14 protein-coding genes and 1 pseudogene are annotated in these 13,890 nt (G+C 33.3%); all 15 read right to left on the bottom strand.

Annotation, left to right across the window (positions count from 1 at the left end; translation table 11 throughout):
• Positions 1–157 precede the first annotated feature (157 nt).
• The 15 genes and pseudogenes from FGL31_RS05130 to FGL31_RS05075 all read right to left on the bottom strand — a co-directional run bounded on the left by FGL31_RS05130 (position 158) and on the right by FGL31_RS05075 (position 13,757).
• Complete coding sequence (locus FGL31_RS05130; RefSeq protein WP_138089934.1) at positions 158–1,084, bottom strand: restriction endonuclease subunit M; 927 nt, start codon at positions 1,082–1,084, stop codon at positions 158–160.
• 12 nt (positions 1,085–1,096) lie between these two features.
• On the bottom strand, positions 1,097–3,148 hold the full coding sequence (locus tag FGL31_RS23125; protein ID WP_197734098.1) for an Eco57I restriction-modification methylase domain-containing protein: 2,052 nt from the start codon (positions 3,146–3,148) through the stop codon (positions 1,097–1,099).
• Between the two features lie 684 nt (positions 3,149–3,832).
• A complete protein-coding gene (locus FGL31_RS23120; protein WP_197734097.1) occupies positions 3,833–5,293 on the bottom strand; it encodes a DEAD/DEAH box helicase in 1,461 nt (486 codons plus the stop codon).
• Positions 5,294–6,250: 957 nt separating this feature from the next.
• A complete protein-coding gene (locus FGL31_RS05120; RefSeq protein WP_138089933.1) occupies positions 6,251–7,639 on the bottom strand; it encodes a DUF4407 domain-containing protein in 1,389 nt (462 codons plus the stop codon).
• A 2-nt stretch (positions 7,640–7,641) separates the two neighbouring features.
• The gene (locus FGL31_RS05115; RefSeq protein WP_171017553.1) at positions 7,642–9,339 is read right to left on the bottom strand and encodes a protein kinase family protein; all 1,698 of its coding nucleotides are present in this window, start codon (positions 9,337–9,339) and stop codon (positions 7,642–7,644) included.
• Entirely contained in the window at positions 9,278–9,673 is a 396-nt protein-coding gene (locus FGL31_RS05110) for a hypothetical protein (RefSeq protein ID WP_138089931.1), read from the bottom strand. Before FGL31_RS05110 ends, FGL31_RS05115 begins: the two co-directional genes overlap by 62 nt.
• Positions 9,651–10,538 carry a protein phosphatase 2C domain-containing protein gene (locus FGL31_RS05105; protein WP_138089930.1) on the bottom strand — a complete coding sequence of 296 codons (888 nt, stop codon included), beginning with the start codon at positions 10,536–10,538 and terminating at the stop codon, positions 9,651–9,653. Before FGL31_RS05105 ends, FGL31_RS05110 begins: the two co-directional genes overlap by 23 nt.
• Positions 10,519–10,695, bottom strand: a complete 177-nt coding sequence (locus tag FGL31_RS22520) for a hypothetical protein (protein ID WP_171017552.1) — start codon at positions 10,693–10,695, stop codon at positions 10,519–10,521. Before FGL31_RS22520 ends, FGL31_RS05105 begins: the two co-directional genes overlap by 20 nt.
• Before the next feature lie 58 nt (positions 10,696–10,753).
• Positions 10,754–11,140: a vWA domain-containing protein gene (locus FGL31_RS05100; protein ID WP_262709230.1), complete on the bottom strand. Its 387-nt coding sequence runs from the start codon at positions 11,138–11,140 to the stop codon at positions 10,754–10,756.
• Positions 11,141–11,445: 305 nt separating this feature from the next.
• A complete protein-coding gene (locus tag FGL31_RS05095; RefSeq protein WP_171017551.1) occupies positions 11,446–11,583 on the bottom strand; it encodes a helix-turn-helix domain-containing protein in 138 nt (45 codons plus the stop codon).
• A 281-nt stretch (positions 11,584–11,864) separates the two neighbouring features.
• Positions 11,865–12,065: pseudogene (locus FGL31_RS05090) on the bottom strand (DUF932 domain-containing protein); the annotation flags it as partial.
• Positions 12,032–12,127 (bottom strand): hypothetical protein, encoded by a 96-nt coding sequence (locus tag FGL31_RS29635; RefSeq protein WP_394366181.1) that lies wholly within the window; start codon positions 12,125–12,127, stop codon positions 12,032–12,034. The pseudogene FGL31_RS05090 and the gene FGL31_RS29635, both read right to left, overlap by 34 nt.
• A 479-nt stretch (positions 12,128–12,606) precedes the next feature.
• On the bottom strand, positions 12,607–12,882 hold the full coding sequence (locus FGL31_RS05085; RefSeq protein ID WP_138089927.1) for a hypothetical protein: 276 nt from the start codon (positions 12,880–12,882) through the stop codon (positions 12,607–12,609).
• 32 nt (positions 12,883–12,914) lie between these two features.
• Positions 12,915–13,190 carry a hypothetical protein gene (locus FGL31_RS05080; RefSeq protein ID WP_138089926.1) on the bottom strand — a complete coding sequence of 92 codons (276 nt, stop codon included), beginning with the start codon at positions 13,188–13,190 and terminating at the stop codon, positions 12,915–12,917.
• A complete protein-coding gene (locus tag FGL31_RS05075) occupies positions 13,191–13,757 on the bottom strand; it encodes a hypothetical protein (protein ID WP_138089925.1) in 567 nt (188 codons plus the stop codon).
• Positions 13,758–13,890: the final 133 nt, after the last annotated feature.

The raw sequence follows: 13,890 nt of genomic DNA, 5'->3' as shown, positions 1-13,890 counted from the left end.
TAGCACTAAATTTTGATTAACCACTTCACTGTCATAGAAGCACGCCCCCCCCTTTTGCAAAATCTTAGTTAGGCAATCGTGCTTCTTTTCATGTGTGTTTAGTACTTGAACACTTTGGTATTCTGTCAAATGTATATATCCGCTTTGCATAGATATCTTAATTTACAATGTCTACAAACCTTATGACTTTGTCTTCCTTCCAGTTCATGATTCGCACATAAGTCCCATTATGATTTTTAGCTGTCTTTTTTTCACAGCCTTCACATGGTTTTTCTATTATTTGGTCATCCTCTTTGCCAAATAACGTTTCTACGCCTTTGATAGTAATGGCCTCTGTTTTACAACTCATAGGAATCACATACTTCAAACCGTCCAATTGAAAGATGTTCCACACAACGATTTCAGCAATTTCTTTTTGAAGCTCTGTGCTTGGCGTTTCTTTAAATTTGTCTTGATAATAATCAATAAACGTATAAAGCAAATTCTCTCTAGCGATGAGCAAACTATCGCCTTGCCATTCATAACCGTAAGAACTTTGAAAAGCTATTTTTGACCACTTTATCCATTCTTCTTTTGTGTTGCAATATTTTGAAACCACAGTCAACTTTTTATCTAAAAATCCTACACGCTCTGCTAAAGGCAGTAATTCCTGTTTATCAGAAATTGGGTCATAACGAGATACAATAAAAGGTGCTTCGCCACAAGTAATTTCTAATTTGAGCAAAGCCACATACTCTTGCCAGTTGTTTTTAGTAACTCGTTTGGTATCGCAAGCATCATTCATTTGTTTGACCATAGAAAGTGGCGTAAAAACTTCTGCCTTATCTCTGGTTCTGTAAATTTGCTCTGTTTTACTCTTTAAAGCCCTTGGTTGTATTAAATTACCTAAGGCACCTGTTATTAAATCAGTAGTAATATTTGCAGTAGGAGCAAACAAGTGCCCATTAGAATCATAAGAATCTGTTGCCCATAAAATATTATTACCAGTGGTTTTATCTTGCAATAGTATTTCCAGAAGATTGTCTTTTTTTAAAAGATAATCTTCACGAATGTCTATAATTGATATATCAATTGCTTCTTTCATTTAATACCGCATTCAGTCCATTGGTTGAACGTTCTCTTCAATAAATGTAATTTCCTCTGCCGATAAACCATATTTTTTATACAACTGTTGGTCTATTTCTGAAATAGTTTTTGACCAGTCAATATCTGAATTATTTGTAAAATCTTGAAGTGGAACTTTTTGCCATTTGTCCTTTGGATTGTCTTGTGTAATTTTTAAAATACCTAGCATTGTTCTAGCAAACTTTGATTTCACATATTTTAAACAGTTTTCTGCTTCTTCTCTTGTATCGAAAGACCCGATAGAAATAAAAGTTTGAGTAAAACCGATTAAGGGTTCCCCGATTAAGGGGGTGCTCAGAACTTCACCTATTGCGCCAGAACCGTTTGCTTTTGGTAATACTACACGGTACTTAAAATGTGCATACGGTTCATTCACATAGTCTTTTCTAATCCATCGATAAACTCTACCATTTTTATATCTTCCCAAAATTTGGGAATACTCGTAATTGTTATCTGGAATAGTTTCAAAAAACAATATTCCATCTAGAGTTTCTAATACTCCTGTTCCAACATCATTTGGGTGACTTTTTGATAAAATGCTTTTAACTTGTGGGTTTTCATGATGCATTTTAGGTGTAAATCTATATATTCCCTGACCTGACATTATTGAATCAAGAGTTTCGGTAGTAAACTTACTTACTTTAATTGATATTGCATTCAACTCTTCAAAGCTTGTGAATGTATTTATTGCACCAAAATTTTTTGTTGCATTACGATATAAAATCGCTACTCCACCCTTAATATCTGTATTAGGAAAAACAACAGATGAGTTTTGTTGATAATACAATACTTTGATATGCTTATCTTGAAGCATTTTCTGATTCCATTTTTTATCAGTACTACCTGCATTAAAAAGGAATCTAGCTGGTGAAATTAAGCAATACTTAGATGCGATTCGTTCCGCTAAATCATAAAAATAGTTATAAATAGCGTCATCACGAGTATTATCTCTACTCTCCTGGTAAGGTGGATTGCCTACTACTGCATCAAACTTCATATTTACTGTAAGATTTAAAAGTTCTTGTAATTTTTCTTTTGCTTTGCCTTCTTTGGCTTCGAGTGTAATATCATGTTGAATAAAATTCTTGCGAGAAATTTTACTCCCCAAATCAAACCCAAAAATGTATGATTGAGTAATACCTTGCAAAATTGGTGTTGGGGCTAAGCCATATACTTGGTTTTCCAAGATGTGTTTCAAGCAATCATCGTCACTATTGTAGTGCTTTCGGGTATTGGTAAACAGTTTTTTTACAATCTCGGTTATGTACATGCCAGATTTCATGTACAAGTCTATAAAGGTACAGTCGATGCGGGTAAACAAACTGGGGTCATGTTCTTCCAGTTGGTTAATCATCATCTGAACCACCTTTTTTGGTGTAAATATTTGATTTGTTTTTTGGTTAGGTAACAACTCAAAAATATCTTCTTCAGCAGTAAAATAGTTGGCAAGTTGGTCTTTTTTAAGCCTAAATTCTGCAATAGACGCATTGAATCGATATTTGTTAAATACACCTTGAAAGGTTTTTCTTTCTCCGTCTTCCTCGTAATCAAAACCATCTCGCAGTTTGTGGAATTCTTCTTTGGTAATACTTGTCAATTCAAGGAAGTCATTGTCGTCAATTTCTAAATCAAAATTATCAATGGTAATTTCATCTTTCGAATCATTTGCCATGATGAACATCGGAATGGTGCGTGTAAAAGAACGCAATCTATCTCTTATTTCGTCTTCCTTAGTTTTCTGAACTTTTTCTACCTTTTCATCTTCCTTTTGAGTGACTTTATTCGTAACAAAATCCAATTCAATAGTATCAATCAATTTTTGTTTAAGTGCCTCGCTGTCTTTTACCTCGGCATTATTAAATTCTTCGGCAAGAGCTTTTACTTTTTCTTTTATTTGATTGGTCACCTCGTTGGTTTCTGCAACGGTTGCTTTATATACTTCTTTATACTTGGCTATGAGTGGCTCGGCAACCTCTGAAACTTTTTGAACTAATTCTTCAGCGTGAATTTGTTCAGTATTCAATTCCAATAAATTGTCAACAACCCTTTCAGTGTTTGTTTTGAATATCTTTTCACCAAGAATTATTTCTGTGTTGGTATTTATTTCTTTGGTTTTATTATTGTTTACAGCTTTGGCATCATTTAAATCAAGGGTGTTGCTTGATCTTTGAACACGTTTATTCTTTTCAACCTGCATTTTATCCAAGATGTCCTCAACCTCTTTAGGGAAATTGAAAACACCCTTTAAGCTATCATTAAAAAGTAGATTGGTCATAAAAACGAGCTTGCACAATCTCTGTTGCTGCCAGTGCATTCGGGAAAGTCAGCACTTTATTGGCATCAAGCTCGATCATTTCCCCATTAACATCTTCTGATATTACCGGAAAGAAGTTCAGAAGTTCTTTGATGTTTTCTTCTCTGTCTTTTTCTGTGATTTCACCTTTTACGGCTTTTGGATTTAAGCCATTTGCAAATTGGTCGTAAATTTCAAGTACTCGAGTAGGAGCAAAATCAAAAAGATAAGCGGATTTTTTAAAGTATAATTCGCCATTTCTTAATTCTTTGAAAAGGATTTTGAGCTCGAAAAGCCGCTTGCATATAAAGTGAAGGCGTTTTAATGTCGGTAAGCATTAAAACAGCTGTCCATTCTTTAACAGTTACCCCAGTGGTTAATTGTCCGCATGACAAAGTGATGGTTTTATCATTTTTAACAATTGCAGTTTTTACTTTTTGAAAAAGAAGACTCGTTGCCTTTAAAATCATTTTCTTCTTCTTCAAAACTTCTTCCGTCACCCGCTGCAACAATTACTTTATAATCTTTGAAAATAGGATCCTCCTTAAGCAGTTTTTCTAAAGCCTTAACAGAATCAACTCTATTACCCACATACCAAAATGTATGTTTTAACTCTTCCCTTAGTTCTGGTGTGGAAAATGGATATTTTTTATTTGTGGAAAGGTTCTTCAAAAACTCCTTTACCTCGCCCTCATGAATGAACTTTTTGTCTTTCGCTCTAAAAAACTCATTCAGGTCAAAAGCATAATCACGAGTTTCATTATCAATTTGTATTCCCTCATTTACCTCATCTGTAATCATTTGGGAAATGCGATAAGTAAACAGTTTTAGGTCGGGTAAATCTGTATGCTCTCCAATTTCGCCTTCTTCAATTTCTATTTGCTTAATCTTTTGTTCATCAAGATAGGTCCAATTGTAAATGGCTTCTTTGGGGAATTTTTCATTAGCCAATGCTTTGAACGGAGTTCCCGATAGATGAAGGGTATTTTTACGTTTAATAACATCAAAAGCGGCATCTGTTCTTCCTGTATCTACTCCTTCGTGTGCTTCGTCAATAATTAATAAGTCCCATTCCAAATCAGCCACCCAGCGTAATTTCTCGTAATTTCCTCCGAAGTATTTAGAGCCTTTTAAATCTTGCAAAGAAAGAAATGTAATCTGTGGTTTGATTGGTTTTATAGCAATATGCTGCTCTCTTGTGATAGTAGTTCTATTTTTTAAAGAAGAGGTCTCTGAAATAAAACTATATCCGTCAACAAACATTTCAAAATCATCAAACCAAGAGTTGGCGATGGCAGGTCTGTTGGTTACAATAAGCACTTTGTTAGCCCTTAGTCGTTTTGCTAAGTCATAACTTGCAAGGGTTTTACCAAATCGAGGCTTGGCATTCCATAGAAATTCTCCTTTTTCGGTTTTCTGGAAATAGTCAATAGCTTTTTCAACAGCTTCATTTTGTTCAAAACGCAAGGTGTAATCAATTTTACCGTTATCGTTTTGTAAAGCTGAAAACTTTTCTTTACGGAATAAATCAAATAAATCTTTTGACTTGAGCGGTTCTCCATTAAAGTAGAACCATTCTTGCCCTAGTTCCCATTTTCTTTCAATGCCTTTCTTTTCAAGAAATCTGTGGAATACTTTGTCAATAAAAGACTCATCACTGTCCTTAAAAAAAGCAGGTGCACTCCATAACAATTCATATTTTAATCTAATAGCAGCTGTTTTTATTTGCTGTAATATTCTATTGCGTACATCTTTATGCTCAGTATATCCGATTTTTTGTGAACCTTCATTTGGCTTTAGTTCAGGAAGAGTGTAGGAATATATCTGAGGATATACAACTTTATAAGTTTTTATGTTTTGTGTTATGTTACTCATAATCTCTTTTTATAACTTATTTTGCATTGTTGTTCGGGTGTCTTTTAGCATGTTGCCTAACGGTTTGGGACTTGCAGAAGGGGGGGATTTTTAGCATAAATGTTCAATAGAAATACTACTGTTGAACCTTGCACAAATGTCCAATCAAACCCCTTCAGCCCGCTTTTGGCAAACCCTTGTTAGCGGTTCGCCCTGTTTGTATATATGTCTTTTGTCCGTTCATTTGGTCTATCGTGGTACGTTGACTTGGTGGCTCTTTTGCATTTTTGTTTGGCTTTGTGTGCCGACAAAAAGCAAATGTGCCACCAAAAGCGTTGGTTAAAATGGAAAGTAAAAGTCATCGCTTTCATTGTCAATCCCGTTACTCTCTGTCGTTTTTCTAGCTTTTTTTAAATGAATATGTGGTCTTTTTGAATTTGTATTTTGTTGTGTCATATTTCACATTGCAATTTGAACATTGAAAAATGTCATTGCTTATTTCCGTCGTTTCAAATTTGCATTTGCAGCAAAAATATTCGGCTCTTTCAAGGTGTCCTAACTTTTCATTTACTCATTTTACTAAGTTGTCATATATGTTTCTTCAAGTCCATACTTGTATGGGTTGAATTTTTCGTGTGCAGTGTTCGTCAAAGTTCCGTATAAATCTAATAGTAATATCATTTCGTTGAGCGTTGTTCGTTTAAGGTTGCCATTAACCTTTCGGGTATTGGCGTAGTGGCGGATTTTTAGCACAAAAGTTCAATCGGAGAACGAATATTGAACCTTGCAAAAATGCTCAATCGAATCACTTAACCAGCCAATACCTTGTTAGCTGTTCGCCCTTTTGTTCGTGGGTAGTTTGTTCATTCATTTGGTCGTTTCGTGGTGCGTTAGCTTGGTAGCTCTTTTGCCTTTTTTCTTGGCTTTGTGCGTTGGCTAAAATGCAAATGTGCTACCAAAAGCGATAGCACATAGTTGCTAACTTTCAAATTCTAGGCTGTCATCTAAACCTTTGTATTTGAGCTTTAAATAATCTTGTTTAATATCTGCGACTTCGAAGTCTGTCTTTTGATTGTTGATGTCAATTGATATTTCTGTTTTGGTTTGATTGTAATTCCAAACACCTTTACTAACATTTCCTGCTTCCGAATAGATAAGTTCGTTGTCGTGTGACTGACCATTTCTGAAAAAATATTCGATATTGTCCAAAGCATTTTTCTGTTTCCAAAATTTGTCTTCCAATTTAGCTCTATTTATTGGTTGTTGACTATTCGGAATATTCGGGTAGGCAATATTTTTTTGTCTGAACTCTTCAATTCGTTTTATGGCAATTTCATTTTGTGCTTCCGCCAATTTTTTTAATATTTTTTCTTGTAATTCTTTTTCAATTTCAAGTTTGATTTTTGATTTCTGTGTGTATTTTTGGTTCTCAAGGTCTTTCAATTCATTTTTAAGTGCAGTTTCTTTTTGATGTTCCATTCTCGCCAGTTCTAATTTATTATTTTCTTCTTCCAAAATAAGTTCGTCATAGCCACCTTTATTACTCATCAGCTTTGTCAATAATGGTAAAAGTTCAATCAAAACAAATAGAATTGTAATTGCCAAATGTGTTCCGCCCAGAGAATACAAAACTTTTACACGTTCTATAACTCCTATTTTTTGAGCCTTGTATTCATTTACTTTTCTTTCTAAGTCGATTGTGTTGAGCAAGGTTACTTTTTGATTTTCTAATATTGCTAATTCATTGCTGACTTTATTTAGTTCTTGGGTGGCTTTGTCAAATTCCTCCTTATAAAGCTTTGCGTAAGTTCCGTAGCCAACGCCTTGACCTGTTTTTCCTTCAACTTCGTTTTTTAGATTAATCCTTGCATCTTCTTTAGTCTTTTCTCTATTAGCAACTTCATCTTTCTTCGTCTTAATTTCGTTTTGAATGGTTCTTGCACTTTCCTCTTCAACCTTTTTTGAAACGGTAGCATTTATTTCATTATTTACTTCCTTCTCAAAAATTTTAAATTCGAGTGGTGTTGCAACCACAATTCCAATCATCAAAGCCAATGCTACACGTGGAATTGACTTTAATATTTGAATATTTAACGTGTCATTTTTGCTAATTGTAGAAACAATTGCTCTGTCAAGCGACAAGATAATAAAACACCAAATAATGCCAATCGGCAAATAAAGCCAAACGAAGTTTGTGCCTTCGGTATTAAATGCGAAAGACAAAAAATAAGTCGCTGAAAAAATGGACAAAAATGCCACACAAAAAACAACAATTCCAATGTTGGTGTATTTGCTAATTTCTTTATCGTCACATTTTTTGACGATTTCAACACTGGCACCACTGCACCAAATAAAAAAATCTCTCATTGTTAAGGTTGAATATAGGATTTGATTTTATCTACTATTGATTTTATATTTTTTGGCTTCGTCACTTTTTTTGCAATATTTGATGAAATATCGCCGTCGCTGTGGTTTATGGTTAGATTACAGTCAATTGTTTCAAAATTAATAGTTGTATCATAATCTATTGCAGGAATGAAATTGAAATCGAGATTTACGGCTTTGCCAATATCGGGAACGACTTGGTCAAAGCTTGGTACTAAATTTTGTAATTCAAGTTCATATTTGTTCTGAATAACTGTGACATGAAGTTTTACAGATGATTCATTGAATAATTCATTTTTGCACCATAATCTGTATGTGCCATCTTGTTTAATATGCTCTGTAAATTCTGTTTTGTTTGATACATCTGTTTTGTTTCCAATATTGTCTTCCAAGATAATTTCACTTGCATTCTCAATATCCCAATTCAAAGTGACAGGAACAGAAGCAACCACGAATAAATAATTTGAAGTGAAACTTTTTATTTTAATACGGCTGTAAACTTCAACAATTACCTCTTGTTCGATTTTTGTAATACCGTCTAAAGCTGTCGCAACTATTTTATAGTGTGTGTGTTTTTCTGGCTCAATGTTTTTTTCTCCACCAATGTTTAACACTTCACTTTTGCCGTCATAAAATAGTTCAACCTTTTCAGCATTGTCTACATCCCATTTTAAATCTGTTGATTTTCCAAACTCGATTTTATGTTGCTTACTTCTGAACTCATTTATTTTGGGTAAAGGAAGAACTACAATTTTAATTTCTTGTTCTGTTTTTCCGAAAACGTTTTCAGCTGTTAATTTATATGTTTCTGTTTGAGTAGGAGTTACAGAAATTGAATTTTTGCCTATTATATTTCCTATTCCAGCAATATTGATGCTTTCAAAATCGTCAACTTCCCACAATAATTCTATACTTTTCCCATTTAGAACTGTAGAAGAATTGGAAGTAAAACTTTTTATAATTGGTTTAGTCATTAAACTACCAATTACTCTATTCCATTGGTTATAGCTTAACCTTTTACTTGGATTTTTGTAACCAGCATTTACAGTATCGTCAAAAGCCTTTAAGATGCCATTGGGAAGTTGTTTTAATCTCTCAATATACCAATCATAAGCCTTCTCTTCTCTAAAGTTGTTATCCTTTTTGTCGATGGATGGATATTTGTATTTAAACAAATAATTATTCATCTCATCTCGTCCAACTGTTTTTAAGAAAAATAATGGATGAAAAGGAAATAGAAGAAAATGTACACCAATTGCAACAGCCCAAGTATCAGTATTAAAATCAACAGTAATCAGAGACTTTCCACTTCTCAACTGTTCTTGAATTTCGGGAGCAAGCCAGTCGCCAGGTTTTCCAAATGTTTCAGGATTGTCATTTATTGCACCTCCTTCATAATCTATAAGGCAGAGTTTTCCTTCGGTCATATTAACGAAGAAGTTCTTGGGATTAAGGTCGGCATATATGAAATTCATATTGCCTAAGTGTTTGAAAGCTTCAACTAAATCATAAGCCATTTTTAACCTATGATTTGCAGAAAGATTGTAAAATTCTCCTTTTAATCTTTTTCGTTTATCAATGTCTGCTTCGTTGAAAAAACTATCAAATTCAATCCATTTTTTACTCTCCAAGAGATTCGCAGAATAGCCAATTACTCTTTTTATTATTAAGTGTTCCTTCAAAACTAAATTGTGGTAAAGCTCCAAGTCCGTTTACCTTGTCTAAAGTTTTTTCGTTATTGTCTTTTAGTTTTTGATTGTATTTTGAAATTTCCTCTTGAAATCTTCTAATGGTATTAAATCCTCTTTCATCGCTACCTGTTCCATCATTCAGCAGTATTTTTATTACTTGAATGCTTTTTAGTGTTTTACCGTTGGCTGATTTGCATAGATATACTTCGCCAAACCCACCACTTGCAAAAGGTTTGTCTTCAATAACAATGTGATTGATGTTGTCAAACTCATTGTTTAGATTGGTAGTCTTGTAACGATTACTATTGAGCTGGATTGTTTTCAATTACTACATCATTTGAAAGGTTATTGTTGTTTTCAACTCTTTTATTATTTTGATACTGCAAAACCTGAGGTGTGATTAGAATGCCAATACTTGCATCATCATCAATTATTGGTTTAATTGCTTCTAAATAATTCGTAACAAACTCGTTTAAGTTTTCTCGATTAGGTTCCGTTACTTCTTCAAAATATATCTTTAGCTTTTGAAAAAACATGTTCATTGTTTCTTCTAATTTTATCCATTTACCAGCAGAATTGCTTCCCATATTCAATTGGTCATTAGAAAAAATACCGTCCGTACAAATCATTAAAATATCTCCGAAAAAATTATCTTTCCTCAAATTGATTATACTTGGTTCTGCTTCTTGAAATGAAGAATTCGCTGATACTAATCTATACAAAGCTTCTTTTCCTCCTTGTGGTATAGAATGAGGATTTAATAGATTTACAGCATTCCACGGAAATATATAGGTACTTGGAAATTCGTTAAAATTTCCTTTTATATGCCAAATTGCTCCGTTTCCTGCGTAGGCAATTTCCAATTCTTCTTGATTGTCTAATGCAACTATTACAGTTGTTCCGTAGTGATTGGCATCATTGCCCGTTTCTGCTGCTTGATTAATCAATTTTCTTTTTGCATTTTCAAAAATTTGTTTGAAGCCATTTCTTTCAGACTTCTCGAAATTGTTCAGCAATTCTGCATTGATACTTTGTACAACTATTTGAGAAGCCACCCCAGCAAAAGATAGACTTCCTAAACCGTCAGCAACAATAATTGAATTTTCAAGCTCAATATGTGCATCTTGATTTTCCGACTTATTTGTAATCGTTCCTGTTGCGGTAAGTAAATTAAATGTCTGATTTTCCATACTTCGTATTTGCAGATAGAGACGATGTGAAAAATTGTCTCAAATCATTTTCTGAATAACTTGTCTTGAAAAAGTTAGGTGCAGAAGCAACATCAAGAAGAACGTTTTTAGCCAACTTGGTTTCTTCTTCTCCAATTTGTTCTTTAGCTAAAAACAAGGTTGTGCAAATTTGAATTTTGTTGTTTTCTTTTACTTGTTTTGAAATGTTAAGCGTTTCATCCGCTTTTTAAACATAAACCGTCAGACAAAACGATAATACTTACTTTGTGGTCAATACTATTTTGCAGAGCTTCGGGAGAAGATAAAAACTCTTTGGCAAGTTCTTCCGCTTTTTGCAATGCACCACCAATAAAGGTTCTGCCACCGTGTCCGTTATTTACCGGATTATAGTCGGCATAATCGTCAATGTCCTCTAATGGAGTAATAGGAGTGTGAATAGTTGCATTGTCATCAAAAGTTACAACTGCAATTGAGAAGTTATTTTTGATTGAACTATTCTTGAAAAAACCTAAAAAGTCCCTTACAGAAACGTTTACGTTGTCCGCTAAAGGTCGGTTTCCATCCCCGATATAGTGTTGCATAGAGCCACTGCCGTCAAGCACCAAAAATACCTAATTGATGAAATGTTCTTGGCGATGAAACGTCTGGAATTTCTGTAATGTTACTCATTGTATTTGATTTTAAAATTTCTTAGTTATAAATATAGAAAGTTGTTGTGAATGAAAAATACGGTTTTCCGTAAACGTGGCTGTCGTATGTTGGAAAAAACAAATGTGGTGCAAAAGTGTTGGTTTGGTGCGGTTGGTTGCACCTCTTTTGTTTCTTGGAGCGTTGGCTTTTTTTGTCATTTGTCCGTCCGTTGATTTATGCACTGTCGCTTGTTAGGGTGACAGCTAACAGTTCATTTTCACGAAACTAATATACAAAAATATTCGCTAATCCATTCGGACTTCACCGTATTCTTACTGATGGAAAGATGACGGGCTATTGTTTTAATGGGATAATCCTCCCTGTGCAATCGTATTAACTGTTTGATCTGACTCATAGGTCTTGATTTACCGGCCATTGGAATATATCGATTAGGTCTAGTCCAAATAAACCAAAAAACAGAAACCCATGAAAAATGAGTGGGTTATAAAGGGTTCAACATCGTCCAGAACAAAATGATCATATCTCGAAAGAGGGGTCAGCTTGCTCCAGAATAAATTGTTCAAACCCATATTTGAGCGGTCAATATCCGCAAGAATGCCATGCTTTAAAAGTCTCTAAATACAGATGGCGTCTTATTTGTCCAGATTGCTGGGGTCAGATTACTCCAGAATATCCACCATTACCTACACGGATATAGTCTGGCAGTTTGGCTGTGATGAAAATGCGTTCTCCATTCCCTAATGCACCTGCGGTTTCGTACAGAATGCCCTCGCCACCGCCTACAATGCAATCAAAGAAATTAAAGGATTCACGGTTTTGTACAATGTGGTTATCCTTGCCGACTACACCCAATACTGCATTGTTATCGGTGCAAATCCAATTAAAGCTGAAAATCTAACTAATTGATAAAATCCATACGGAAAATCAATCAGACACATTAATAAAAGAATTGCCAATATTATTTTAATCAATTTCTCCATTTTGTTTTTTTAAGCTGACACATAACGGGCCGCGTATTGGCGATTAGTGGCGGATTAGAAAGCCTTAGTTTTCAATTTTGCACTAAGCTAAGCAACAGGCTTTTATTATTTTCTAAATTTATGAAAAAAGGAAATGTAAAAGGCTGTTGCGACAAAAAAAGGAGAAACTTTCAATTTCTCCCTTATCCCGCCACTTCGCCAATACAATGTTGTACACAGTTTTTTATTTTTTCATTGGAATGACGTAACATTTTTTATTTACTATTTTTAGATGCAAAAAGTACTTTTCTTCTTCATCAAACCAAATGCTTTTTTCGGTTATAATTTTATGTTGTTCGTTTAACTTTTCAATTAACCAATCTTTTTGGCTTTTATCAAAACAATATCTTACAAAACCAAAACTGTCATATTCTATAGTTTTATCAAAGTTTAGATAATCAATAAAATCTGTATAGGGTGAAATTACATTCAACTGTATGTATTAAGAAAACTATGGAACTGTCATATTTTTTCTTTAGTTCATAAACATTGATAGTTTCCGAATTTTGAAAAACTTTTTTTCCGTCAATAGCGTAAATATATCTGAATGAACTTGCTTCTTCTCCAAGAGCTTTAATGATGTCTTTCAAATCAGAAGAGTATTTTTTATATTCTTCATTTAGTTCTTTTTCAAAATTATTTTCAATTGCAATTTTGTTGTAATGCTTTTTCAAATTCTAAAAACAAATTACTTAAAGTGTGAGTTTTACTTTTTGAGAAATGGTAGCTTACTATATTTTTTGAGATATTTAATATTCTCTTTTAAACTGAGTTCTATTGAATGTCGCATTAAATAAAGCAAAGGATGAGCAATAGTATCAACTCTATGTTTTTCTTTTATGATTTGATTTATCAAAATATCTACGGCATTTTCATATTGACCAACCAAGTTCATATCAGAATTTGAATGACCAACATAAGCTGTCAATTTATCTAAATCTTCGTTGTTAATTTCGCTTGGAAGTTCTTCTTTGTACCACATTTAAAAATCACTTGAAAACATTTCGTTAGTCAATTTTTTATCAAAAACGTTTATGTATCCACTTATGAAGCCATAATCTTGTGGATTTGATTTACTTTTATTAAAATCTAATCTAAATAATTCAAGCCTAATATTTTTCCCATCCCAAATAGCTCCGTTTAAAATTATACCATCATTATTTTGAGGTCTGAACCAATCAGTTCCATATGTTTTTTCTAATGCTGAAAATATGCTATTAAATTCATAAACTTCAAAATCTTTGGAATACTCTAAATTTCCAAATGTAACAGAAATATTGAAAAGTTTATTCTTGAAAAAGCTTAAACTTACTTTATCAACTTTTACATTAAAAACATTGTCAATATCACTTCCTACATAATCATATTCTACCACGTTTGGATTTTTTGAAAATTGATTTTCCGTCTTTACTATATTTTTAATTTGTGAAGGACTGCTACCTAACTTAAGGTGTCTAAATCCATTTTTTACATCCAAATCATTTACAGATTGAGCTAAAATGAAATTTGAAAAAAATAAAAAGGTAATTACGAAAATAGTTTTGTTCATCGGTTCGATTTTAAAATTGTGTACAACAATTCTTTTTCACGAAACTAATCTACAAAAATATTAGCTAATCCACACTATAGACGAATTGCGTGTCACAAGCATTAAATATAATGCAATACGTTATTATTTAACC

Origin of the sequence: Sphingobacterium daejeonense, from assembly GCF_901472535.1 — a bacterium.
GTDB classification, from domain to species: domain Bacteria; phylum Bacteroidota; class Bacteroidia; order Sphingobacteriales; family Sphingobacteriaceae; genus Sphingobacterium; species Sphingobacterium daejeonense.
The sequence above is the reverse complement of the archived record's forward strand: the minus strand, read 5'-3'. Positions and strand labels throughout refer to the sequence as shown.